The organism is Bifidobacterium margollesii (assembly GCF_002860355.1).
Taxonomy (GTDB): domain Bacteria; phylum Actinomycetota; class Actinomycetes; order Actinomycetales; family Bifidobacteriaceae; genus Galliscardovia; species Galliscardovia margollesii.
Map to the genome: position 1 here is coordinate 1 of NZ_NMWU01000038.1, position 21,830 is coordinate 21,830.

The 21,830-nt window shown below is 61.9% G+C and carries 18 protein-coding genes and 2 rRNA genes; 8 read left to right on the plus strand and 12 right to left on the minus strand.

Annotated elements, in window-relative coordinates; genetic code table 11:
* Both Uis1B_RS10015 and Uis1B_RS10020 read left to right on the plus strand, forming a co-directional pair.
* Positions 1-467 (plus strand): IS30 family transposase (locus Uis1B_RS10015; RefSeq protein ID WP_133124917.1); only part of this gene is annotated, 467 nt, incomplete at its 5' end.
* 8 nt (positions 468-475) lie between these two features.
* Positions 476-1,360, plus strand: a complete 885-nt coding sequence (locus Uis1B_RS10020) for an AraC family transcriptional regulator (RefSeq protein WP_101617957.1) — start codon at positions 476-478, stop codon at positions 1,358-1,360.
* A 47-nt stretch (positions 1,361-1,407) separates the two neighbouring features.
* On the opposite strand, the gene Uis1B_RS10025 is transcribed toward Uis1B_RS10020, so the two are convergent.
* From Uis1B_RS10025 to Uis1B_RS10060, 8 genes are all read right to left on the minus strand, one after another.
* Positions 1,408-1,926 carry a transposase gene (locus Uis1B_RS10025; protein ID WP_101617959.1) on the minus strand — a complete coding sequence of 173 codons (519 nt, stop codon included), beginning with the start codon at positions 1,924-1,926 and terminating at the stop codon, positions 1,408-1,410.
* Between the two features lie 269 nt (positions 1,927-2,195).
* On the minus strand, positions 2,196-3,731 hold the full coding sequence (locus Uis1B_RS10030; RefSeq protein ID WP_165782848.1) for a SpaH/EbpB family LPXTG-anchored major pilin: 1,536 nt from the start codon (positions 3,729-3,731) through the stop codon (positions 2,196-2,198).
* A 352-nt stretch (positions 3,732-4,083) separates the two neighbouring features.
* Positions 4,084-6,525 (minus strand): DUF7604 domain-containing protein, encoded by a 2,442-nt coding sequence (locus tag Uis1B_RS10035; RefSeq protein ID WP_165782849.1) that lies wholly within the window; start codon positions 6,523-6,525, stop codon positions 4,084-4,086.
* 465 nt (positions 6,526-6,990) lie between these two features.
* On the minus strand, positions 6,991-7,491 hold the full coding sequence (locus Uis1B_RS10040; protein ID WP_101617964.1) for a heat shock protein transcriptional repressor HspR: 501 nt from the start codon (positions 7,489-7,491) through the stop codon (positions 6,991-6,993).
* A gap of 5 nt (positions 7,492-7,496) precedes the next feature.
* Positions 7,497-8,519 (minus strand): DnaJ C-terminal domain-containing protein, encoded by a 1,023-nt coding sequence (locus tag Uis1B_RS10045; protein ID WP_101617985.1) that lies wholly within the window; start codon positions 8,517-8,519, stop codon positions 7,497-7,499.
* A 290-nt stretch (positions 8,520-8,809) separates the two neighbouring features.
* Positions 8,810-9,472 carry a nucleotide exchange factor GrpE gene (grpE, locus tag Uis1B_RS10050; protein ID WP_101617966.1) on the minus strand — a complete coding sequence of 221 codons (663 nt, stop codon included), beginning with the start codon at positions 9,470-9,472 and terminating at the stop codon, positions 8,810-8,812.
* 2 nt (positions 9,473-9,474) lie between these two features.
* The gene (gene dnaK / locus Uis1B_RS10055) at positions 9,475-11,358 is read right to left on the minus strand and encodes a molecular chaperone DnaK (RefSeq protein ID WP_101617968.1); all 1,884 of its coding nucleotides are present in this window, start codon (positions 11,356-11,358) and stop codon (positions 9,475-9,477) included.
* A gap of 239 nt (positions 11,359-11,597) precedes the next feature.
* Positions 11,598-13,694 (minus strand): alpha-amylase family glycosyl hydrolase, encoded by a 2,097-nt coding sequence (locus tag Uis1B_RS10060; protein WP_101617970.1) that lies wholly within the window; start codon positions 13,692-13,694, stop codon positions 11,598-11,600.
* A 375-nt stretch (positions 13,695-14,069) separates the two neighbouring features.
* Here Uis1B_RS10060 and Uis1B_RS10065 point away from each other — a divergent pair, with 375 nt between their 5' ends.
* The 4 genes from Uis1B_RS10065 (at position 14,070) to Uis1B_RS10080 (ending at position 18,889) form a co-directional block, all read left to right on the plus strand.
* On the plus strand, positions 14,070-14,591 hold the full coding sequence (locus Uis1B_RS10065) for an FMN-binding protein (protein WP_101617972.1): 522 nt from the start codon (positions 14,070-14,072) through the stop codon (positions 14,589-14,591).
* Complete coding sequence (locus Uis1B_RS10070) at positions 14,588-15,463, plus strand: FAD:protein FMN transferase (RefSeq protein WP_101617974.1); 876 nt, start codon at positions 14,588-14,590, stop codon at positions 15,461-15,463. The genes Uis1B_RS10065 and Uis1B_RS10070 overlap by 4 nt, the downstream gene beginning before the upstream one ends.
* A gap of 9 nt (positions 15,464-15,472) precedes the next feature.
* A complete protein-coding gene (locus tag Uis1B_RS10075) occupies positions 15,473-16,819 on the plus strand; it encodes a ferric reductase-like transmembrane domain-containing protein (protein ID WP_101617976.1) in 1,347 nt (448 codons plus the stop codon).
* A 243-nt stretch (positions 16,820-17,062) separates the two neighbouring features.
* On the plus strand, positions 17,063-18,889 hold the full coding sequence (locus Uis1B_RS10080) for a glycoside hydrolase family 13 protein (RefSeq protein WP_101617978.1): 1,827 nt from the start codon (positions 17,063-17,065) through the stop codon (positions 18,887-18,889).
* On the opposite strand, the gene Uis1B_RS11915 is transcribed toward Uis1B_RS10080, so the two are convergent.
* On the minus strand, positions 18,867-19,067 hold the full coding sequence (locus Uis1B_RS11915; RefSeq protein ID WP_133124918.1) for a hypothetical protein: 201 nt from the start codon (positions 19,065-19,067) through the stop codon (positions 18,867-18,869). The two genes, Uis1B_RS10080 and Uis1B_RS11915, sit on opposite strands and share 23 nt — an antisense overlap.
* Before the next feature lie 331 nt (positions 19,068-19,398).
* On the opposite strand from Uis1B_RS11915, the gene Uis1B_RS10085 reads away from it, so the two are divergent.
* Both Uis1B_RS10085 and Uis1B_RS10090 read left to right on the plus strand, forming a co-directional pair.
* On the plus strand, positions 19,399-19,764 hold the full coding sequence (locus Uis1B_RS10085; RefSeq protein WP_165782850.1) for a DUF4235 domain-containing protein: 366 nt from the start codon (positions 19,399-19,401) through the stop codon (positions 19,762-19,764).
* A 79-nt stretch (positions 19,765-19,843) separates the two neighbouring features.
* Entirely contained in the window at positions 19,844-20,629 is a 786-nt protein-coding gene (locus tag Uis1B_RS10090; protein ID WP_101617982.1) for a nitroreductase family protein, read from the plus strand.
* Positions 20,630-20,700: 71 nt separating this feature from the next.
* On the opposite strand, the gene Uis1B_RS10095 is transcribed toward Uis1B_RS10090, so the two are convergent.
* The 3 genes from Uis1B_RS10095 to Uis1B_RS10105 form a co-directional block, all read right to left on the minus strand.
* The gene (locus tag Uis1B_RS10095) at positions 20,701-20,952 is read right to left on the minus strand and encodes a hypothetical protein (RefSeq protein ID WP_101617987.1); all 252 of its coding nucleotides are present in this window, start codon (positions 20,950-20,952) and stop codon (positions 20,701-20,703) included.
* A gap of 143 nt (positions 20,953-21,095) precedes the next feature.
* Positions 21,096-21,212: ribosomal RNA gene (rrf, locus tag Uis1B_RS10100) — 5S ribosomal RNA — on the minus strand.
* A gap of 194 nt (positions 21,213-21,406) precedes the next feature.
* A 23S ribosomal RNA gene (locus tag Uis1B_RS10105) occupies positions 21,407-21,830 on the minus strand; the annotation flags it as partial.

A 21,830-nucleotide genomic window follows, 5' to 3' on the forward strand; every position in this document is an offset into this window, starting at 1 on the left:
CGAAACGGTGCATCGACACGCAGGCCGAACGCAAGAGCCGCAAGCTGTTCGCCCGGTTCATCCCCGACAAGAGCGCGCTGGCGACCGCGCGCGCCGAATACGACATCTACAGCCGGATCCCCGCGCCCGCGCGCATCGACCGCACGTGGGACAACGGCACGGAGTCCTCCTGCCACCTGCTCGTGGACGAGGCGCTGGGCATGCTCACCTACTATGCGGACCCGTACTCCTCGTGGCAGCGGGGCACGAACGAGAACCGCAACGGCAGGATCCGGCGCTACCTGCCCAAGGGGACCAGCTTCGACGACCTGTCGGATGCGGACCTGCAGGCCATCGTCGACGAGATCAACGACACCCCGTTGAAGGTCCTGGGCTGGGAAACGCCCAACGAGGTTTGGTACCGCGAGCTCGGCAAGGTAATGTCAAAGACAAGCCACCCAGAGACGAGTGTTGCACTTACAAATTGAATCCGGGCATGAACAGCGAATTCATCTCCATATCCTGCATACCCGCACCGACCTTCATCGAAGGGGACTATGTGGTCTTCGAACCGGGAGACCGCCATCCCGACCGCAACAACCTGCCGTACTTCATCCTGATCGTGGTGACCCGAGGCCGCCTGTTCATCAGCGAGGACGGCCGGAACATGACGGTCTCCCCCGGCGAAAGCGTGATCCTGCTGCCGAAGCACCATCATTATTCATGGAAGGCCACCGCCGAGACGACCGAATACTACTGGCTGCATTTCGCGGTGATCAGCGAGTGGGACGCCGGCCCCCAACCCATGCCGATGCGATCGTCGGTGGAGGTGCCGATTCTGCACTACCACACGCCCCAGCCCACGCTGTATCTGCTCAGACAGCGCCGGATCGAGAACCCCAAGGCGCTGCACGCCCTGTTCGACCGGCTGTTCGCCACCAGCACGAGCCAGATGCAGAACAACTTCTGGCCCACGCAGCAGCTGTTCATCGACGTCCTGCAGACGATACAGATCGTGGGCGAGGAGGAGACGGCCCCGTTCCGCCTCGCACGGCAGGTACGCCGATATCTCGACGATCATTTCAACGAGACCATCACGTCACGAAAACTTTCGCAGGTTTTTCATCTGCATTCCAGCTATATCGTCCGGTCGTTCAAGTCGGCGATGAACATGACGCCCAACGAATATCTGATCGCCTATCGGATGGAGCACGCCTACAAGGCGCTGGCGAACACCGATCTGCCGGTGCAACGGGTGGGATCGATGGTGGGGTATCCCAATCCCAGCTACTTCGCCACCCAGTTCCGCAAACGGTTCGGCATGGCACCCAGCGAGGTCCGCCTGCTGCACGTCATGCACGAGCCCCGTCAGGAGGTCTGATCACGGTGATTCATGAACACCGTGATTCATGACCACGGTGTTCAGGCCTACGGCCGCGGTTCCGCCTGCTGCGGTTCCTGCTGTTGTGACTCCAGTTCGCGGACCCGACGTTCCAGCTCATCGATGCGCCGGGTCTGCTGGGCGATCAGCAGATCACGCACATCATCGTATTCACGTTGCCGGGGTTTCCGACGATGACCGAACATCCCCGCAATGCGACTGGGATTCTCGAACAACTCCTCCATTTGATCGTCGCTGAGGCGTCTCGCAGCCCCAACACCACCGTTACCACCGCCGCCGCCATCCCGCACCGCCGCCGTCTCCGCGCCGGTAAGCGACTGCCGCCACCGGGCGATCGACCGTTCGATGCGCTTGTAGCCAATCAACGATGACGGCATTCCCGCTTCGGAGAAAATGGCCGACGGTGAATCGCCGGCCAGATACCGGCGCATGCATTCACGTTTGAACAGCGTGGAATAGCGGATACGCCCGCGATGCACGCTCTCCACGGCAGGCAACGACAACAAGTACCGGACCTCTTCGTCGGTGAAACTGCTTTCCGACATCACATACTCCCATTGATATGCCGACTGATATGGCCGAAGTCATGCGCCTTTGCCGACCACAGTCATATGAGTTTGCGAAAAGCCGGAGGGTTTTCTCCATAGGAGGAGCCCTCCGGCCTCGTGGTGTTCATACCTCATCCGACCTGCTCCGCAGGCCACCTTCCCCTTGAAGGGAAGGCCGTCCAGTGCAGCACCTCACCTGATATGGGCTTCCCCCTCCGGGGGAAGCTGGCAGCTGAAGGCTGACTGATGAGGGGAGATCACATCGCCTACGCACGCAGTGCCGCGCTGGCGCGACGGGACTTGGTGTAGGTGGTCACGGCCGCACCGCCGAGCACGGCGGCCAGCACCAGGAACATGCCGACGCCGGCGGCACCGGTGAGCGGCAGCTGCGTCAACGACTTCACGTTGGTCACGGTGGCCTTGGTCCCGTTGTCGGCGAACTTCACCAGATCGTACGGATCTGAAGCCGGGGTGTCGGCGAACTTCACATCCGTGGCCTTGGTCTGCTCGTTGTAGGTCAGGGTCACGGTGAACCTACCGGTCACGTTCTGAGCACCCTCGGCCACGGTGGTCTCGATGACGGTGTAGGTGCCGTTCTCCAGACCGGAGAAGGAGACCTTGCCGGTCTTGGCATCAGGGCTGGCGGTGATCGTCTTGCCGTTGGCATCGGTCAGAGAGAACACGGCCTTGTCAAGTCCGGTGGTCGAACCGTCGGCCCACTGCTTGGTGAACTCGAAGCTGTTGCTGTGCAGGATCACCGGGGTGCTCGTACCGGAGGTGTTGCCGCCGTTGCTTACCTCGGCGGAGTTGGTCACCGGGTTGGTCTTGGCGTCGTCGGTCACGGTGGCGTCGTACTTCACGGTCAGTTTCTGGCCGGCCACGTTCTGCAGCTTGTCGAGAGCGGCCTTGGTCAGGGAGACGGAGAAGGTGATGTCCTTGCCGTTGCCGGTCACGGTCCGATCGGCCGGGCTCACGGTGTATTCGGCGTCGGCGAGCGCCTCGGTGGCGTTGTCGCCGGCGTACACCTTGACGTTGGTCTTGTGGGTGTCGATGGACAGACCGGCCGAAGCGTAGTCGTTGAACACATAGGTGTATTCGGCGTCCTGATCGGTGGTGGAGGGAACCGCACCTTCGATGGCGTAATGCAGGGCGTCTCCCACGCTCACGGTGCCGTCATTGTCGCCGGTCACGGTCTTCTTCGGCGGCACGTTGGTCTTCTGGTTCTTCACCTCGATCTGTCCGGTCATGCCCAGCGCGGTGTTGGCGGTGCCGACGATGATCGGCAGGGACTTCTGCGTGGCGGTGGCATCGGCGGTGGTGTCGACGATCAAGTACAGACCGGCTTCCGGCACGGACAGTTCGTACGGTTCGGCGTCGGCGGTCGCTTCGGCGCCGTTCGTCTCGACGTAGGAGACCAAGGCGTTGGCAAAGTTGCGGGAGGCGGCGTCGCTGCCCCACGGGAACGCGGAGTTGTCGCCGAACAGCGGGTTACCGGTGCCGTTGAGGTCACCGGACTGGGCCCAGACCATCGGATCGACATTGGCCGGCACGTCCTTGCCGGTGGCGGTCTTGATGGCCTTTACCACAGTGTCGCGATCGGCCACGGTCTGCACTTCACCGGTGTTGGCGGTAAGGTACTTGGCCAATTCCACGACCTTGAACGTGTGACCTTGAACCACGCCGTGCTCGCCGGCGTTCAACGTGATGGTCTCAGCGGCGTTGGCGGTACCGACGCCGAGGGCCATGCCGCCCAGAAGGGTTGCCGCGGCGGCGACCCCTGCGAAAAGCTTCCTCAACTTCATGAGAAACCCTCTTTTCCTTTCATTGATTACTGTGTTCTGCAATCGCGGAGGCGGTGCCCGTCGGGCCTCCGCGATCCGCAAATCCTGGTGTGCATTCAGTTATGTGGTGATGGTGGTGGTTTTCTGGTCACCTCATCCGACCGGCTCCGCCGGCCACCTTCCCCTCAAGGGGAAGGCAAAGGGGATACCATCCCGGCCTCCCCCTCAAGGAGAAAGTGAAGGGGATACCATCCCGGCCTCCCCTCAGGGGGAAGGCGAAGGGGATCGACGGGTTCCATCCCGGCTTCCCCTTGAGGGGAAGCTGTCAGCCGCAGGCTGACTGATGAGGTGCGAACGAAGCACCCGCAAATTACTACGCCATCGCGCCCCTCCGTCTCCGGTACTCGTTGATGCCGAAGCTGGCGGCCACGGCCGCAAGTGCGACAAATGCCACACCTCCACCGACGATCGTCCATTCACGGCCGGTCGTGCCGCCGGTCAGCGGCAGGGAGGAGACGGCGAGCCGCTGGTTGACGATCGTCCCGTCTTCACCAACGCTGACGACGAACCGGGGGTCGGCGTCGGGCTCGTTACCAGGTAGCACGGAAACCTTGTGGGTTGCATCGGCACCGATCGGCAACGCATATCCTTGGGGAGCCTTGGTTTCGGTCAGCGTGTAATCGCCCCACTTGAGGCCGTCCACCTGCAGATAGCCGACGCCATCCTGCTTGTCGCCGGAGGTCTGATCGACGTCAGCGATACGCTCGTTCGGCTTGGCGGTCGCGTCGGCGGGCTGATTGTCGATCACGGCATAGGTGTCGCCACCGGCGTCCGGCCCCTGCAGGGTCCATTCGGATCCGCCCAGATGGGCGGCCCGATCATGCGCATCGATCTTCTGCCATAGCATCGAAGCGGGTTTGGCGGTGTTGATCACCGTGCAGGTCACGTCGATGCCCGGTGTCAGGGTTACGGCCGATTTACCACCGCTGCTGCGCACGGTCACGGTTTTGCCGTCGCCGTCCACGCAGTTCCAGTCACCGGCCGTGTATCCGCCGAAATACCGGTACCCGGTGGTCATGTCCGCGGATTCCCCAAGCGTGTAGGTGCCGACGGCAAGTTTGACGGCCTTCATGGATTGGCTGACGACCTCACCTTCAGCGGCGGCCTCCCCTTCCGGATTCGCGGGGTTGATGCCGTATGCGGGATCGTCGGTTTTCAGGGCGAACAGCTTCCAGTTGCGCGGCTGAGCCCCATATGCGCCGGCATTGGTGTTGTTCACACCTTTGGCGAGCGTGAGGCTTGGCACCTTCACCTGAATCACCGGCCTGTCGTACAGTGCGTTTTGCGCGGGCCCTACGGTCTCTTCACCGTTCACGTTGGTGACCACCTTGTACGACACGTTCGCCTTGGTGCTGCCGTCGGCGTTACCGGCGTTCGAAAAGAAACCGGGTTTGCCGGAACTGCTGGTATTGCCTTCCGCGTCGGTTCCCTGATCTCCCGTATTCGGGTACTGATTGTTCGCGATGAGGTACCGGTAGGCCTCGTCGGTGGGTTTGATCTTCAGCGATACCGTGTAGATGACGTCCGGACTCAGTTTGGTCTCATTCGGGAAATTCAGCGTGATGGTCTTGCTGGCCGGATCATAATCATTCTTCATGGATTTCGCGGCAGGATCCGATGTGGTCACATCGTTGCCGTCCTTGTCTCGGGCGGATACTTCCTGCAGACAGCCGGTACCGCCCCGGGAATCGGTGCAGACGGCCCAATCGGACAGCACATCCGTGATCAACACGTCGCGATACATGGAGCTCTTCTGGATCTGCTGGACGATGGAGTCGAAAGCGGCGGAGAGCTTGTCGGCATCGGTACCGTCGAAGAACGTGCCGGTCGGATTGATCCGATCGGCGAACTGGCTCATCTTGTCGTTTGCTTCGGATCCGGTGCTCACCGCGTAGAGCGTGGCGCCGGAACGTTTGCCGGCCTCGTTGACGGCTGCGGTGAAATTGTAGCCGTTGGAGTCGCCGGAACCGGTGCCGTATACGCCGTCACTCTGGTAATACGAACAATCGTCGGGATCGAACCAACCGCTGCAGGTCACGCCCATGCTGCTGTTGCGGAAGGTCGGCGCACCGTCGGATACGAAGATGATGTATTTCTGTACGCCGGCACGGCCCGTATTCAACGAGTTTGCATTCCGCAGCGCGGCCTCCCAGTTGGTTCCGCCACCATTGCCTGAGCTGGCGTCCATCGAATTGAATGAACGGGAGATATCGGCGGCTGACGTGCTCCACTGGCTGGAACCGAACCGCATGATCGTTGATGTCGTGTCGAAATCGACGACCGACATCTGCACCTGTTCGGATTGCGGCAGCGCGGCATTGGCGGCCGTCAGCAATTTTTGGGCCAGTGTTGCGGCATCGGCCTTGGCGATGTCCCATCGGGTATCGCAGCCCCAGCCGCCATTGGGGTCGGCGCAGGACGCCATGCTGCCTGAGGAGTCCATCACCAGCACCACGTCGGCGGGCTGGTTTTTCTGCTCGGTGCTGGCACGGGATGCGCCGGTGACGTCGAGACTCAGCCAGTAGGTGCCGTCACCGTTGTCCTTGATGTATTTGCGATGCGCCGGGGCACCTAGATCGGTATCCGCGGCGGCTTTGGCCGTGCCCTCTTTGGCAGGTTTGGCTTTGTCCGTGGCCTCCGGACGGAGGTTTTTCGCTTCGGCGGCGTCGGCGACACTCTCAGTAGACGGTTCAGCATCGCCATCTTCATTGACAGCCATGGCCGAGGGAACGGCCAAGGCGGCGAAAACAGCCACGGAGACCATGGCGGCAATGAGCCTAGAGCGAAGCCCCCCCCCAAGAGAGTGCTTATCGTGTTTATGGAAGTTTCTCATGCCTTCCCTTCCTTCAGCTACACCACCGGACGAGGCCCCTTTTCTGGGTGATCGGACCTCCAGTCCTCGCCGATATACTCGCTACCGACATACTGTTCCAGACGGTAACAGCGCAATAGTCGACACCCAACCCCCACCCCCTTGGCATTCATCCACCCCATCGTGAGATGATGCGTGAAAAACGGGCGACTCAAAACGCCTTCAAAACCCCCGTGAATTTTACGGCTCGGCCTTCTTCCCACCTGCCGAGGCCTTACTTCGATTGCTCTCAATACCGCCGAACAACAAAAAGGGCCGCGACCATTGCCATGGTCACGGCCCAATAAGCCTCACAGCTTTGCTCTTCACCGCCTTACGGCGCTCACACGCCGCCGACGATTCCGGCGACTACCGCGCGGTGATCTGAAGAATCGTGCGGCGATACGGGGAACGCTCTCGGGTGCGACGAATGCGCTGCACCTCGATCACCTCGCCGTCGGCGTCCGCCTCGAACACAAGATTGCCTTCCAAACGTCGACGCAGCAGACGATTCTGCCGCTTGAGCTGACGGTTTTCCTCCATCAATGCCAGCACGCGGGTGATGCCGGCCAGATTGATCGACTCGTCCTGACTCATGTGCTGCGCCTGGGCGAGTCGATCGATGTCCCGCAGACTGTAGCGTCGGGCGCCGCCCGGCGTCCGCTGCGGCACGATCAGCCCCAACCGATCGTACTGCCGCAGGGTCTGCGGATGAATATCAACCAGATCGGCAGCCGCGCTCACCGTGAACACCGGCATATCGGCGTTCAGCCCCAGCTCGTCCACGGTGTCAAGCGTGACTCGGCCGATCACCAGCGCTTCGGCGCACATGGCATAGGCCCGACGAATCTGCGGCGTAATCTTGGTCATGGCGATCAGCCCAGACGCTCGGCAGCGATCTGCTCGGAGAAGTCCTTGCTATGCGAGGCGAACTCCTTGAGCGCCTTCTTCTGCAGCAGGCTGAGATTGCCCGGCACCTTCACGGACACGACGCCGATCAGATCGCCGTTGCCCTTCGGGTTCTGCACGCCCCTGCCCTTCAGCCGCACTTCGGTGCCGCTGCCGGAGCCGGCGGGCACCTTGAACGTCACGATGTTGCCGTCGATGTCCTTGGCATCCACCTTGCCGCCGAGCGCCGCTTCGGACACGGTGAGCGGCAGATCGACCAGCACGTCGTGCCCGCGCATCGAGAACCGCTTGTCGGCCTTCACATGCACGGTGAGGTACAGGTCGCCGTGAGCGCCGCCGTTCAGCCCGGCATGGCCCTTGCCGGCCAGACGAATCTTCTGACCGTCCTTCACGCCGGCCGGGATGTGGGTCTTGAACTTCCTGCCGTCCAGACCGAGCGACACCGTGGCGCCCTTGACCGCCTGACGGGTCGTCAGCGTGATCTTGGAGTTGCGGTCACGGCCGCGTTCCGGCTGCGGGGCCTCCTGATACTGATATCCGCCACGGCTTCCGAAACCGCCCTGACCGGCGGCACCGCCGAACGCCTGGAAGATGTCGTTGAGATCGGGGCCACCCTGACCACCGGTCGAGAAGCGGATGCGGGACGAACCCTGCGGGCCGCCGGCGCCGGCACCGAACATCGAACCGAAGATGTCGGAGAAGCCGCTCGCATCGAAGCCACCCTGACCGGAGCCGCCGGCGAAGCGGGCGCCGCCCATGCCGAACTGGCGGATCGCATCGTACTTCTGACGGGAATCCTTGTTGTTCAGCACATCGTAGGCTTCCGAGATGTCCTTGAACTTCTCCTCGGCCTCCTTGGTCTTGTTCAGATCGGGATGGTATTTGCGGGCCAGCTTGCGATAGGCCTTGGTGATCTCGTCGGCCGATGCGTCCTTGGAGACACCGAGGACCTTATAGAAATCCTTGTTCAGCCATTCATTCTCAGCCATCTCCATGTCTCCTTTCTAAAAAGTCTTGATTGTGTATGTGATGTTGTTGATATGTTGTTTCCATCATTGCCGGGGCTGGCGGCATGTGTTGCGCGATACACTCAAGGCCGTTCGGCCGAGCCTACGATCGCGCAACACATGCCGCCAGCCCTTTTTGGCCTCCCCTTGAGGGGAAGCTGTCAGCGCCACACCAGGCTCCCTCTGATGAGGGAGCTGGCACGGCGAAGCCGTGACTGAGGGAGAGACCACACCGCCAAGCTGCATGCCGCACTCCCCCTGCGCCAGATGCACTAGTTCTGCGGGGATGCTACGACCACTCGGGCGGCGCGGATCACGCGGTCGCCGATGCGGTATCCGGCTTCCACCACGGTGTCCACCGTCTCCTTCTCGGCTTCGGGATCCGGCTTGTGCAGGATCGCCTCGTGCTTCGTCGGGTCGAAGTCCTCGCCCTTGACGCCGAACTTCTCCACGCCGAACTTCTCGAAGGCCTTGTCGATCTTCGCGGCCACGGCCTTGAAGGAGTCGTCCATCTCACTGTGTTCGCGGATGCGGTCGATGTCGTCGAGCGCGGGCAGCAGCGCGGTGAGCACGTCGATGATGCCGTGCTGACGGAAGGTGTCCTTCTCCTTGGCGCTGCGGTTGCGGAAGTTGATGAATTCCGCGCGTTCGCGCTGCAGGGCCTCCAGGTAATCGGCGGCCTCCTTCTTGGCCTTGCCGAGCGGGGTCAGCTCGTCGGCCTGCTCGCCATCACCCTCGGTCTGTTCGCCGTTCTTGTCGGCGGCGTCCTTATCGGATGCGGCCGCACCGGCCGTCGAATCAGCGGCCGTGCTATCGGCACCGGTCTTGTTCGCGGCTGAATCGGCGTCGGCAGAGCCGGCGGATGCCGGGTCGTTCTTCAGCGACTCGGCATCCTCCATGTCGTTCAGGTAGTCGTCCTTGTTGAACTCAGACATGATTACTTGTTGTCCTTGTCATCGTCGTCCACGACTTCGGCGTCCACCACGTCGTCGTCGCCACCGTTGCTGGCGGTTCCGGCGGCACCGGCGGCACCCGCGCCGGCAGCGCCGGCCGCACCTGCGGCACCCTGCTGCGAGTACAGGGCTTCGCCGATCTTCTGGGCCGCGGTCATCAGCTCGGTCTGGGCGGACTTTATCTTCTCGATGTCCTCACCCTTCAGGGCTTCCTTCAGGGCGTTCACCTTGTCGGTGACCTCCTTGGCGACCTCGTCGGAGACCTTGTCCTTGTTGTCGTTCACGAGCTTCTCGGTCTGGTAGGCGAAGGATTCGGCCTGGTTGCGGGTCTCGGCGTCCTCACGGCGCTGCTTGTCCTCGGCCTCGTGGGCTTCGGCCTCCTTCACCATGCGGTCGATCTCGTCCTTCGGCAGGCCGGAGCCACCGGTGATCGTCATCGACTGCTCCTTGCCGGTGCCCTTGTCCTTGGCGGACACATGCACGATGCCGTTGGCGTCGATGTCGAAGGTGACCTCGATCTGCGGGATGCCACGCGGAGCCGGAGCGATGCCGGTCAGCTCGAAGGTGCCCAGCGGCTTGTTGTCGCGGGCGAACTCACGCTCGCCCTGGTAGACCTGGATCAGCACGCTCGGCTGGTTGTCCTCGGCGGTGGAGAACACCTCGGAGCGCTTGGTCGGGATGGCGGTGTTGCGGTCGATCAGCTTGGTCATGATGCCGCCCTTGGTCTCGATGCCCAGCGACAGCGGGGTCACGTCGATCAGCAGCACGTCCTTGCGGTCGCCCTTGATGACGCCGGACTGCACGGCAGCGCCGACGGCCACGACCTCATCCGGGTTCACGGACTGGTTGGCTTCCTTGCCGCCGGTGAGCTCCTTGACGAGCTCCTTGACGGCGGGCATACGGGTGGAGCCGCCGACCAGCACGACGTGGTCGATCTGGCTCACGGAGATGCCTGCATCGGACAGCACGTTGTTGAACGGGGTGCGGCAGCGACCCAGCAGATCGGAGGTCATTTCCTCGAAGTGGGCACGGGTCAGAGTCTCGTCCAGATGCACCGGGGTGCCGTCAGGGGTCATGGCCAGGTACTGCATGGAGATGCTGGTGGAGGTGGAGGAGCTCAGCTCCTTCTTCGCCTGCTCGGCGGCTTCCTTCAGACGCTGCAGGGCGATCTTGTCCTTGCTCAGGTCGACGCCGTACTTGTTCTTCACCTCACCGACCAGCCAGTCGATGATCTTCTGATCCCAGTCGTCGCCGCCCAGGCGGTTGTCGCCGTTCGTGGCCTGCACCTGAATGGTGGAGAAGCCGTCGTCGTCCTTGCCGATCTCCAGCAGGGAGACATCGAAGGTGCCGCCGCCGAGGTCGAAGACCAGAATGCGCTCGTCCTCCTTGCCCTTCTCAAGGCCGTAGGCCAGCGCGGCCGCGGTCGGCTCGTTGATGATACGCAGCACGTTCAGGCCTGCGATCTTGCCGGCGTCCTTGGTCGCCTGACGCTGGGCGTCGTTGAAGTACGCCGGGCAGGTGATCACAGCGTCGGTCACGGGCTCGCCGAGGTAGGCCTCGGCATCCCTCTTGAGCTTCATCAGAATCTGAGCGGAGATCTCCTGCGGCGTCCACTTCTTGCCGTCGATCTCAACGCTCCAGTCGGTGCCCATGTGACGCTTCACGGAGCTGATCGTGCGATCGACGTTGGTCACGGCCTGACGCTTGGCGACCTCGCCGACCAGAATCTCTCCGGACTTGCTGAACGCCACCACGGACGGCGTGGTGCGAGCGCCCTCGGCGTTCACGATAACGGTGGGCTGGCCACCTTCAAGCGTTGCGATGCAGGAATTCGTGGTTCCCAGATCAATACCAACTGCGCGTCCCATAATGTCCTCCTATGGTCTAGGTTTCGTTCTACGTTCTTCGCTCAAGTCTCTGCGGATCTCGGCCGGCCACCCAGCGCCCGGGTGCCCGTTCAGGATCCGGAAGGCTTTTTCGCTTTCCAAAACTTGAGCCTACATCACTCAACTTCCGAACGCAAATGTTTATTCCCGTCATTCAAAAGTTTTTCGGCGTTTCCGGAGTTTCCTGAGTCTCCTGAGTTTCCGGAGTCTGCCGGCATCCCTCACTCGCAACGCCAGATGCAGAAGCTGCGCGGCGGTATGGCCAGATGCCGCTCATGACCGCGCGAATAGCTCTCCCAGTTCGCTTCGCCGCATCCCGCCGCGCCACGGGAGCTGAACACGCACTGCCACGCCGAATCGTCGAGCGGCGCGAACTGGCCCCAGTCATGCGAGGCCCGCAACGCCGACACGCCCTGCCACGCCATCTGCTTCGTGGGATTCACCGTCACGCAATCGTTGCCCACACGGAACACGACCACGGAATCGTCGCGCGCAGGTACGATGCGAGGTCCGCCGAACACCCCCGGATTCCCCAAACGCCATCGGATCAGCGACGCATAATAGTCCACCAGCGAACGCAGACACCGGGCGCGCCGCCAATCCAGCCAGTTCAAGGCGGCCGGCCGATCGTACGAGTTATCGCAGCCGTATTTGGTGCGCGCGAACTCCTCGCCCGACAACATGAACGGCACCCCGGCCGACGACAGCACAAGACCGGCCGCCAAACGGTTCGCCTCCATGACGTCCCCGCTGCGGTCCAGGTCGGCCTCGTAATCATCCTCGGTCGGCCCGGATTCGACCGGTCCGGATTCATCCGACCTGACGCCGGAGCTGTCGGACGCCGCCGATCGCATGGCCGCGCACAGCTTATCCCATAACGTCAGATCGTCGTGCGCGGAAACATACTGAACGACCTGCCCCACGAAGGCCGGCTCGACCTCGGTACCCCGCCAGGCGTCGACGGCGTGCCGCACGGCCGACGCGAACTCCGATGCCGCACCGGAGACATAGCCGGGCTTATGGTGGTGGAAAATGTTGCCGCGTATCGCATCCCGCGTATCATCGCTGAAGAATCCGATCCGCGAATCCAGACGGGCCAATCCTCGTTTGCCGGCAAGCACGACATCGGGGGAAACCGCGGTCATGTCGGCGGCCCACGGTTCGCCGTACATGATCTTCGCCGCGCCTCCCGGCAGGGCGTCGAGCCGGGCACGCACCGCGTTCATGGTGTCCACATCCATCAATCCCATCAGGTCGAACCGGAATCCATCGATGTGGTATTCACGCGCCCAGTATTCGACGGAATCGACGATGTACTGGCGCATCATCGGCCGTTCGGATGCCATGTCGCTGCCGCAGCCCGACCCGTTGGACAATGTCCCGCCGGCATATCGACGGCAGAAATAGCCGGGAACCATGCGCTCGAACCAGTTGTCCGCGGAATACATGTGGTTGTACACCACGTCCATGATCACCTTGAACCCGTTCGCATGCAGCGCCTGAATCATCCGCTTGCATTCGCGGATGCGCACCGCGCCGTCAAACGGATCGGTGCTGTATGAGCCTTCCGGAACGTTGTAGTTGACCGGATCGTATCCCCAGTTGTAGGGGGCCGCCACGGCATCGTCGTCGGCATTCCGCAGGGCGGCTTCGTCCACCGACCCGAAATCGAAGATCGGCATGAGCTGCACGGCGGTGACGCCAAGCCGCCGCAGATACGCCATGCAGGTGGGGAAATCCCCCTCGCCGTCCACACTGGTATCGGGATGGGTGAAGGCCAGATACGTTCCTCGATGCTCGGCCGGCACGCCGCTATGCGGATCGTTGCTGAAATCGCCGACGTGGGTCTCCCAGACCACCAGACGATTGATCGGAACATCCGGCGCTCGGTCGTCGTCCCATCCTGCAGGATTGGTTCGGCGCAGGTCCACGACCATGCTGCGTCGACCGTTCACGCCGGCCGCGCGCGCCCACGGGTCGGCGGTGCGGCGGCTCGTCCCGTCTGCGAAGAACACCAGATAGTCATAGTATGTGCCGTGCCCCACGCCATCGACGCGCTTGGCCCAGGTGCCGTCCGCTTCGTGACGGATGAGATCATAAGTCGCTTCCACGCCGCCGGAATCGCCATCGCGAAACAGGCGGAGTTCCACGCGGCTCGCGGTCGGCGCCCATACGCGGAACGTGGTCCCGCCGTTCCCACCGCTCTCATTGCTCTCCTCGCCCGGAGTTCCGGCTGCCGCATCGGGAATCGCCCCCAGATCGCCGCCATCATACGGCGGCAGGTCCTCGATTGTCGGAACGCCTATTGAAACGCTCATATCGCACCCCCATCGGCACATCGCTTCCACACAGCAATCTACCAGCAGGAAGGCGGAAACCCGAGTTGTGAGGCTTTCCAATAGGGAACGCCACAAATGGCAAAATCCCAACCGCGGAATTGCAGCGTTTCTGAGCCTGAAGCTCGTGGATAATCGCTGTCTCGGCAAAGCGAAGCCTCACAACTCGCGTTTTCGACGGTTTGTTGCGTCACGGCAGGCGCGCGACGCATACGTTACCGTATGAGATAGGTCACATTTCGGATTCATAACCCCGTATTCCCAGCAAATTCCCGGTTTTGGCGCAGAAATCGCCCAGTAGCCGTTTTTACGCTCGACACCGACGATCGATGTCATGATGTCATTAGGGGGATTCTCATGAACGCGACCATTACGCGCGCGGCGGTGACCGCCATCGCCGGCCTCGCCATCATCGGCGACGCCTTCCTGTTGTTCGTCAAGCCTCATCAGATGCAGGGCCAATCCGCTGCGTCCGGAGCGACACTAGGCGCATCCGTCTCACCCGACGATTCGGTCGGATCGTCGCCGGACACGAATTCCGGCTCAGTCGGCTCGAACAACTCGAACAACTCCGGCACGGCGACGTCCACGCTCGCCGACGGCACATACACCAGCGTCGCCTCCCCGAACGAATATGGCGAGGTGCAGCTGCAGGTTACGGTCAAGGGCGGCAAAATCACCGCAATCAACGCGGTCAGCTATCCGAATCACACCGATCGGTCGCAGGCGATCAGCGCGCAGGCCATTCCCGAACTCGCCGACCGGGCGATCAGTGCGCAAAGTTCCGACATCCAATTCGTCAGCGGCGCCACCGAAACCTCCACGGCGTTCGCGAACTCATTGCAGGACGCCATCAATCAGGCGCTGAATCAGCGATGACGTCGACACCATCCAGGCCAACCATTCATGCCCGCGTCACCCATGCGATGACCGTGCCGTTCACCATGCAGATCGTAGCCGCGCCACGGCAATCGCCGCGTGATCTCGCCGCAATCGCCGACGAAACCATCACGCTCATCGACGCATGCCTTCACGACGTCGAGACCCGCTTCTCCCCGTTCCTCAACGACTCGCTCATCGCCAAGGCACGTTCCGGAGATTGGTCGGCGTTGCTGCGCGACCGAGATTTCGCGGAAGTCTACGCACTCTGCCAGCAGTCGAAGCAGCTTACCGACGGGTGCTTCGATCCCATGCACAGCGGCGTCTACGATCCAACGGGCATCGTCAAGGGGTGGGCCATCGAGATGGCTCATCAACGGTTTCTTATGCCGCTGATCCGCGATGGGCACTGCGCCGCCGCCGCATTGGGCGGAGGCGGCGATATCCAGACCGCGGTGCGTGACGACAGTGATTTCGTCTGGCGCATCGGCATCGAGAACCCACTCGTCGGCAGCATCAGCGGCATCAGCGGCATCGCCCCGGAAAAATACGATCCGCAACAACCGCCCATCATCCGTACCATATCCCTGCGCGACGGCGCGATCGCCACGTCGGGAACCTCCAAACGCGGCGAACACATCACACGACGTTCGCATGACATTGCGCAGGCGACCGTCGTCCATGACCGTCTGGTGTTCGCCGACATGTGGGCGACGACCGCCATCATCGCCGGCGAGCAGCGGTTCCGTGGCATCCTCGCCGCCCACGCCTCCCCGAATGTGCAGGCGGTTCTGGTGCGCGACCCCGAATGCCGCGCCGCCACCGATTCCCTTGTCTCCATAATCGGATTCCCACGACATAAGGACTCATAAAGGATTCACATGAAACGCATTACCATATCGATCACGCTGGCATGGGCAGTCGCACTGTTCGTCGTGCCGCTGCCGTTCCTCGCCACACTCGCTACGGGTCTTCCCTCCTTGTATTCCAACGAATTGTTCGGCATCGAACTCGGCGTCGTGGCATATACGTGGATGCTGGCCGCCGTGTATCTGGCATGCCGCCCCCGCTGGGTGGACAGGACGGTCGGACTGCCGCACATGTATATGATCCACGGCATTCTGGCCGTATCGGCCATCGTCGTGGCGTTCATCCATCAGTCGTTGCTGCCGGGAGCGGGCGCACTGATCGGGCTAACCGGCCATGTGGGATTGTATCTGTTCATCGCGGTGGCGGTGTGGTCGATGGTGTTTCTGGCGGGATGGCTCACCAGCCGCGTGGCATGGCTCGCACGCGTCAAACGAACGTTGGAGCGCGTGTTCCGCCATGAGATGAGCGTATGGCTGCATCGTTTGAATCTGCTGGGCATCGCCATCATCGTCATCCATGTTCATGTGATCGATTACATCGCCGCAATCAAGCCGTTCATCTTCCTGTTCGATGCGGCGACGATCGCGATGTTCGCCTATTACCTATGGACTGTCATCAGTCGGCGCATCTACGCTTTGCGAGGGCACGTCGTCTCGGCACGGCCGATCGCCGACCGGGTTACGGAGCTCACGGTGGGGCTCGATGGCGAAAGCGCACGCAACGTCCGTTGGAATCCGGGGGATTTCGCGTTCATCGCGTTTCCCGGGGAACGCGGCATGCATGAATACCATCCATTTTCATTGACGAATTCGTACAGCGGGGGCAGCAACGCAACCTCAGGACAGGACAGTCGTCCGCCGATGACGTTCGCCATACGCGCGGACGGCGATTTCACCACACGGCTGGCGACGCTCAAGCCAGGCACCGCGGTGAACATCGTGCCTCCGTACGGCCGGTATTCGGAATTCATCCGCGAACATGATGAGCGGGGAGGCGACGCAGGCGATGCGGCGACTCCGTTGGTGCTCATCGGCGGCGGCATCGGCATCACGCCGCTGATCGGCGTATTGACGGGGTACGCCGGTTCCGGCCGGCTGATCGATTTTCTGTACACGGCCCGCGGCGAACACGATTTCATCTACCGGCAGGAGCTGGTCGCCTTCGGGGAGCGGAACCGCAACGTGCACGTGCGGCTGAGCACGCATCGGCCCGACGAACAGTCGCTGGCGCCGATGATACGTCCCGGTGCCATATATCTGGTTGCGGGGCCGCACGCGATGCTGGTCGCCGTGCGTCGAATTCTGCTGGCGAACGGCGTGGACGTCAACGACATCTACTACGAACCGTTCACCATGTGACCGACGGCGTTACGCGGGCCACCCGGTCCACGTAACGCAGCGTGCCCACCAGCACCCACACCGCACCCGCTCCACGAACGTCAACCCCCGGCGCTATTGTTAGATCGTTCAAATAAATCGTTCGGATCATCCGCCGAATACGCTCGCTATCTCAACCAGCATTTGCGACATCGACGTCAATATCGGCGCGCGACGATCACAGCGGCACCGACGATCGCAGCGACAACGACGAAAGGGGATTCCATGACGTTGAACAACGAACATGCCGACTGGTGGAAGCAGGCCGTGGTTTATCAGGTCTATCCGCGCAGCTTCCGCGACACGAACGGCGACGGACTCGGCGACATCAAAGGCGTCACCGACCGCATGGAGTATCTCAGAGAGCTCGGCGTGGATGCTATCTGGCTTTCCCCGTTCTACCCGTCCGAACTGTACGACGGCGGCTACGATGTGATCGACTACCGCAACGTCGATCCCCGCCTCGGCACGATGGACGACTTCGACGAGATGATCGCCGCCGCACACGAGGCCGGCATCAAGGTGATCGTCGACATCGTGCCGAACCACACCGCGGACCGTCACGTCTGGTTCCAAGAGGCGCTGACAGCGGGACGCGGTTCCGCGGCCCGCGAGCGCTACATCTTCCGCGAGGGGCGGGGCGAGCATGGTGAGATTCCGCCGAACGACTGGGAGTCGATCTTCGGCGGGCCGGCATGGGAGCGTGTGGACGACGGTCAGTGGTATCTGCACCTGTTCGCCAAGCAGCAGCCGGATCTCAATTGGAAGAACCCGGAGGTGCACGAGGAGTTCAAGAAAACGCTGCGGTTCTGGTCGGATCACGGCACCGACGGGTTCCGCGTGGATGTGGCGCACGGCATGGCGAAGGATCTGGAGTCGAAGCCGCTTGAGGAGCTTGGTCATTGGTCCACGCTCGACCAGTTCAACCCGAACGGCGACAACCCGCTGTTCGACCGCCCTGAAGTACACGACATCTACCGTGAGTGGCGCAAGGTGTTCAACGAGTACGATCCGCCGCGGTTCGCCGTGGCCGAAGCGTGGATCGCCCCCGAGCATCAGGCGCTGTACGCTTCGCCGGACGAGCTCGGCCAGGTGTTCAACTTCGAATTCGCCAAGGCCGACTGGGATCGCGACGCAATGCGCACGGCCATCGAGGAGGGACTCGCTTCGGCCGACCGATCCGGCTCCACCACCACTTGGGTGATGAACAATCACGATGTGCCGCGTTCCGCCAGCAGATACGCGCTGCCGACGCTTAAAACCCACGCCTACCATCAGCTGGTCGAGGCGTGGCTGCTGCGCAACGGCGATCTGGTCGATGAGGATCGTCCCCTCGGCGCACGTCGAGCGCGGGCGGCGGCGATGATGGAATTGGGTCTTCCCGGCGCCGCGTACATTTATCAGGGTGAGGAGCTAGGCCTGTTCGAGGTTGCGAATATTCCGTGGGATCGTCTGGAGGACCCGTATTCGCGCACCAGCCGTCATCAGTTCGCGGTCAAGGGCCGTGACGGATGCCGCGTGCCATTGCCGTGGAAGGCTTCAGGCGCTCCGCGGATCGCCGAATGGAGTGATCAGGCGATCGGCAGCAGCATCGACGATAATGCGGACGGTCGTAATGCCAGTCTGTGGAAGTTCGGCGACGGTACCACAGGATCGTTCGGCTTCTCCGACGACCGGCCGGACGATTCCCCGGCGGCGGAACCGCATTTGCCGCAACCGTTGTGGTTCAAGGATTATGCGGCCGATGCCGAGGACGCGGACGACGGGTCGATGCTGAATCTGTATCGTCGCGTGTTGGATATCCGGCAGCGCCTGCTCACCCCCACCGGCGATGTTTCGTTGACCTGGGTGGACGATGAGGTGGCCAGCGAGCGCGCGGAAACGGTGATCGCCTATGCCCGCCCCACTGCGGAGGGCGGACGTCTGATCAGCATCACCAACTTCGGTGCGGATCCGCTGCCGCTGCCCGATGGTGAAGTGGCGGTCGCTTCCGTCGACCTTACGGAGGACGGTCTGCTTCCCCGGGACGCTACCGTCTGGCTTCTGCAGTGACCGACGACGCAGTGACGGTCGAGGCAGTAGCCGCCGAGGAGGTAACCGCCGAGAACGGAGCGATCACCCCGCTGTCGGCGTCCACGTAGCCGGAGGAGCCCAATGCCGACGTGGTTGACGACCATGCGGCGACGATTGCGGATCCGACCAACGAAATCGTTGCGGTTATTGCGGTCATGATGATCATCCTCCCCCCGCATATCCGATCGGCCCGGTTCGGGAATCGCTTCCCGTGGGGATATCCCCGGCCGGACCGATCGGGTATGCGATCAATACCTACGTCATATGCGGCTCACGATGACGTTCATCCCCCAACGACGCCTCGATCAACCGCACAATTGCGATGCTAATCGCGTATTGTTTCCCCGCACAACCCTGAGGCCAACGCAAAAATCGATGTGTCGCCATCGAGAAAGTCGATAACCGACGTGATCGGCGAATCAGACAAGCCGGTCGGACAGATGGCCGAGCCGACCGAGGGGAATCCTATACATGGAATAATGGTGGTCATGACTGATTCGCATACCAACCGTCAGATCTCGTCCGGCGCCGACGACGTCGTCAGGCGTTTGGACGCCGTCAACGACAAGGTGACCGCCAAGCGCAAGGCGTTCGAGGCCGATCCCGACGACGCCATCGATAAGATCGTCAAGTTCACGTTCCCCACGGTCACCGGTTTCGTGGCCAGCAAACTGCTGGAGGTGTTCTGGAACCGGGGCGGCAAGCATGTGGCGAAACAGAATCCGCTCACCAAGGCGTTCTCCGGAGCCTTGTTCGCCGGGGTTTCCGCAGCCGTGGGTTTTCTGGTCTCACAGGCCAGCGAGCATGGTTCGCAGGCTCTGGTGAATAGGCGTCACCGGCGCAACGGCAGATAACCGAACCGGTCTTGCGCCCAAAACGTAATTCCGTCGCATCCCTCTATGATTCCGTACGGTGTTGGGTCACAATGGAGGCATGACAAACACCACGTATGATCTCGATAATCCGACCATCACCACGCTGCTGAACCGCAGGTCCATCCGTGCGTTCGCTGATGAAACCATCCCCGCTGATGTGGTGGATGTGTTGGAGACCGTGGCGCAGCACGCCGCGTCCAGCCAGTATCTTAACGATTGGTCCGCGATTCGCGTCACTGATCCGGCGGTGAAGGCCAAACTGGCCGAAATCGGACATCAGCCGTATATCGCACAGGCGCCGCTGCTGTATGTTTTTGTTCTGGATGAGCACCGTAACGCCGAGATCGCCGCGGCCAAGGGTGTGGACGTGGATTCCGAAGCCTTCACGCTCAACGGCAGCTACCGGTACTCTCAGGCGCAGAACGACGCCGTTCTCGCCCTGCATGCCATGGAGACCGCCGCGTATTCGCTCGGACTGGGTTGTGTGATTCTCGGTTCGCTGCTGAACGACGTGCAGGGTCTGATCGACCTGCTGAAGCTGCCGAAGTACACGTATCCCGTGCTTGGTCTGGCCATCGGACGGCCCGCGCAGGATCCGGCGCTGAAGCCGCGACTGCCGAAGTCCGTGCAGATCTTCGAAAACGCGTATCCAGCGGATAGTGGAACGCTGCTGAATGACATCGCCGATTTCGACGCTGCCGTGCACCAGTATTACGATCTGCGCAACACCGATCGGCCGGTGGACGCCTTCAGTGACCAGATCGCCAAGAACGCCGTCGCGCCGATGGGCAGCAAGACGGTGGAGCCGATCGCCAAGGCACAGGGATTCCGCCTCGATCGCTAGACGATGGTAAAGAGAGCCGACATACGGCTCTTCCGTCTTTAGGTACTTCTTCAGGTGTTCTGCAACGGATGCTAGCGGCGGCGCGGCTTGTACCCTTTTTTCCGGGAGTGAGGTTTGATCTGCTGGTTCAGCGGCGTGTGCACCCACGCATTGTCTGGATCATGACTGGTGAGATGCCATGTGCTGCAGTATTGGCATCGATACACCCAAAGTTCCACGCCGCGTTCCACGAAGCTCTGCTGCGCCGCACGCTCCGCCTGCGATTTGTCGTGGTACATGATCTTATTGGTGTTGCCGCACCGTTTCGGCGTAAAGAAGTGCATTCCAACCCCCAGGATCATGATGGTCAAACACCATGATGATAGACCATATCAACGAGCCTTAGAGGAAACGAACCCAAGGAAACCGCCGCGGATATAGTAAAGGCCCTGATGGTGTTGCACCATCAGGGCCTTCAAACGATTGAATGCGGCGGCGTGTTACTCTCCCACACCCTACCGAGTGCAGTACCATCACCGTGCCAGGCCTTAGCTTCCGGGTTCGGAAAGGGACCGGGCGTCTCACCTGGGCCATGACCACCGCAAAACCAAACACACGACACCACCAACAGGGCGATGCCGGCAAAAACAGTGGCCGGCCGGGAACCGGACAGCGGACGCAAGCAACAACACCATCAACCTGATCGCAGTCAACCATCATCAGTGCTCCGTGTCACCCGGACAACCCACCGGACCGGCAAACCCAGTCCCGCAACCCGCCACGAACGACGGGCAAGTCGTGTGATTGTCCTTCCCCCGTTAGTACCGGTCGGCTCCACCCCTCGCAGGGCTTCCACCTCCGGCCTATCAACCACGTGTTCTCCATGGGGGGTACACACACCCCGAAGGGCATGAAGGAATCCTTATCTTGGAGAAGGCTTCCCGCTTAGATGCTTTCAGCGGTTATCCCACCCGAACGTAGCCAACCGGCCATGCCACTGGCGTGACAACCGGCAAACCAGAGGTTCGTCCACCCAGGTCCTCTCGTACTATGGGCAGGACTCCTCAAGATTCCAACGAGCGCAGAGGATAGAGACCAAACTGTCTCACGACGTTCTGAACCCAGCTCGCGTGCCGCTTTAATCGGCGAACAGCCGAACCCTTGGGACCTGCTCCAGCCCCAGGATGCGACGAGCCGACATCGAGGTGCCAAACCATCCCGT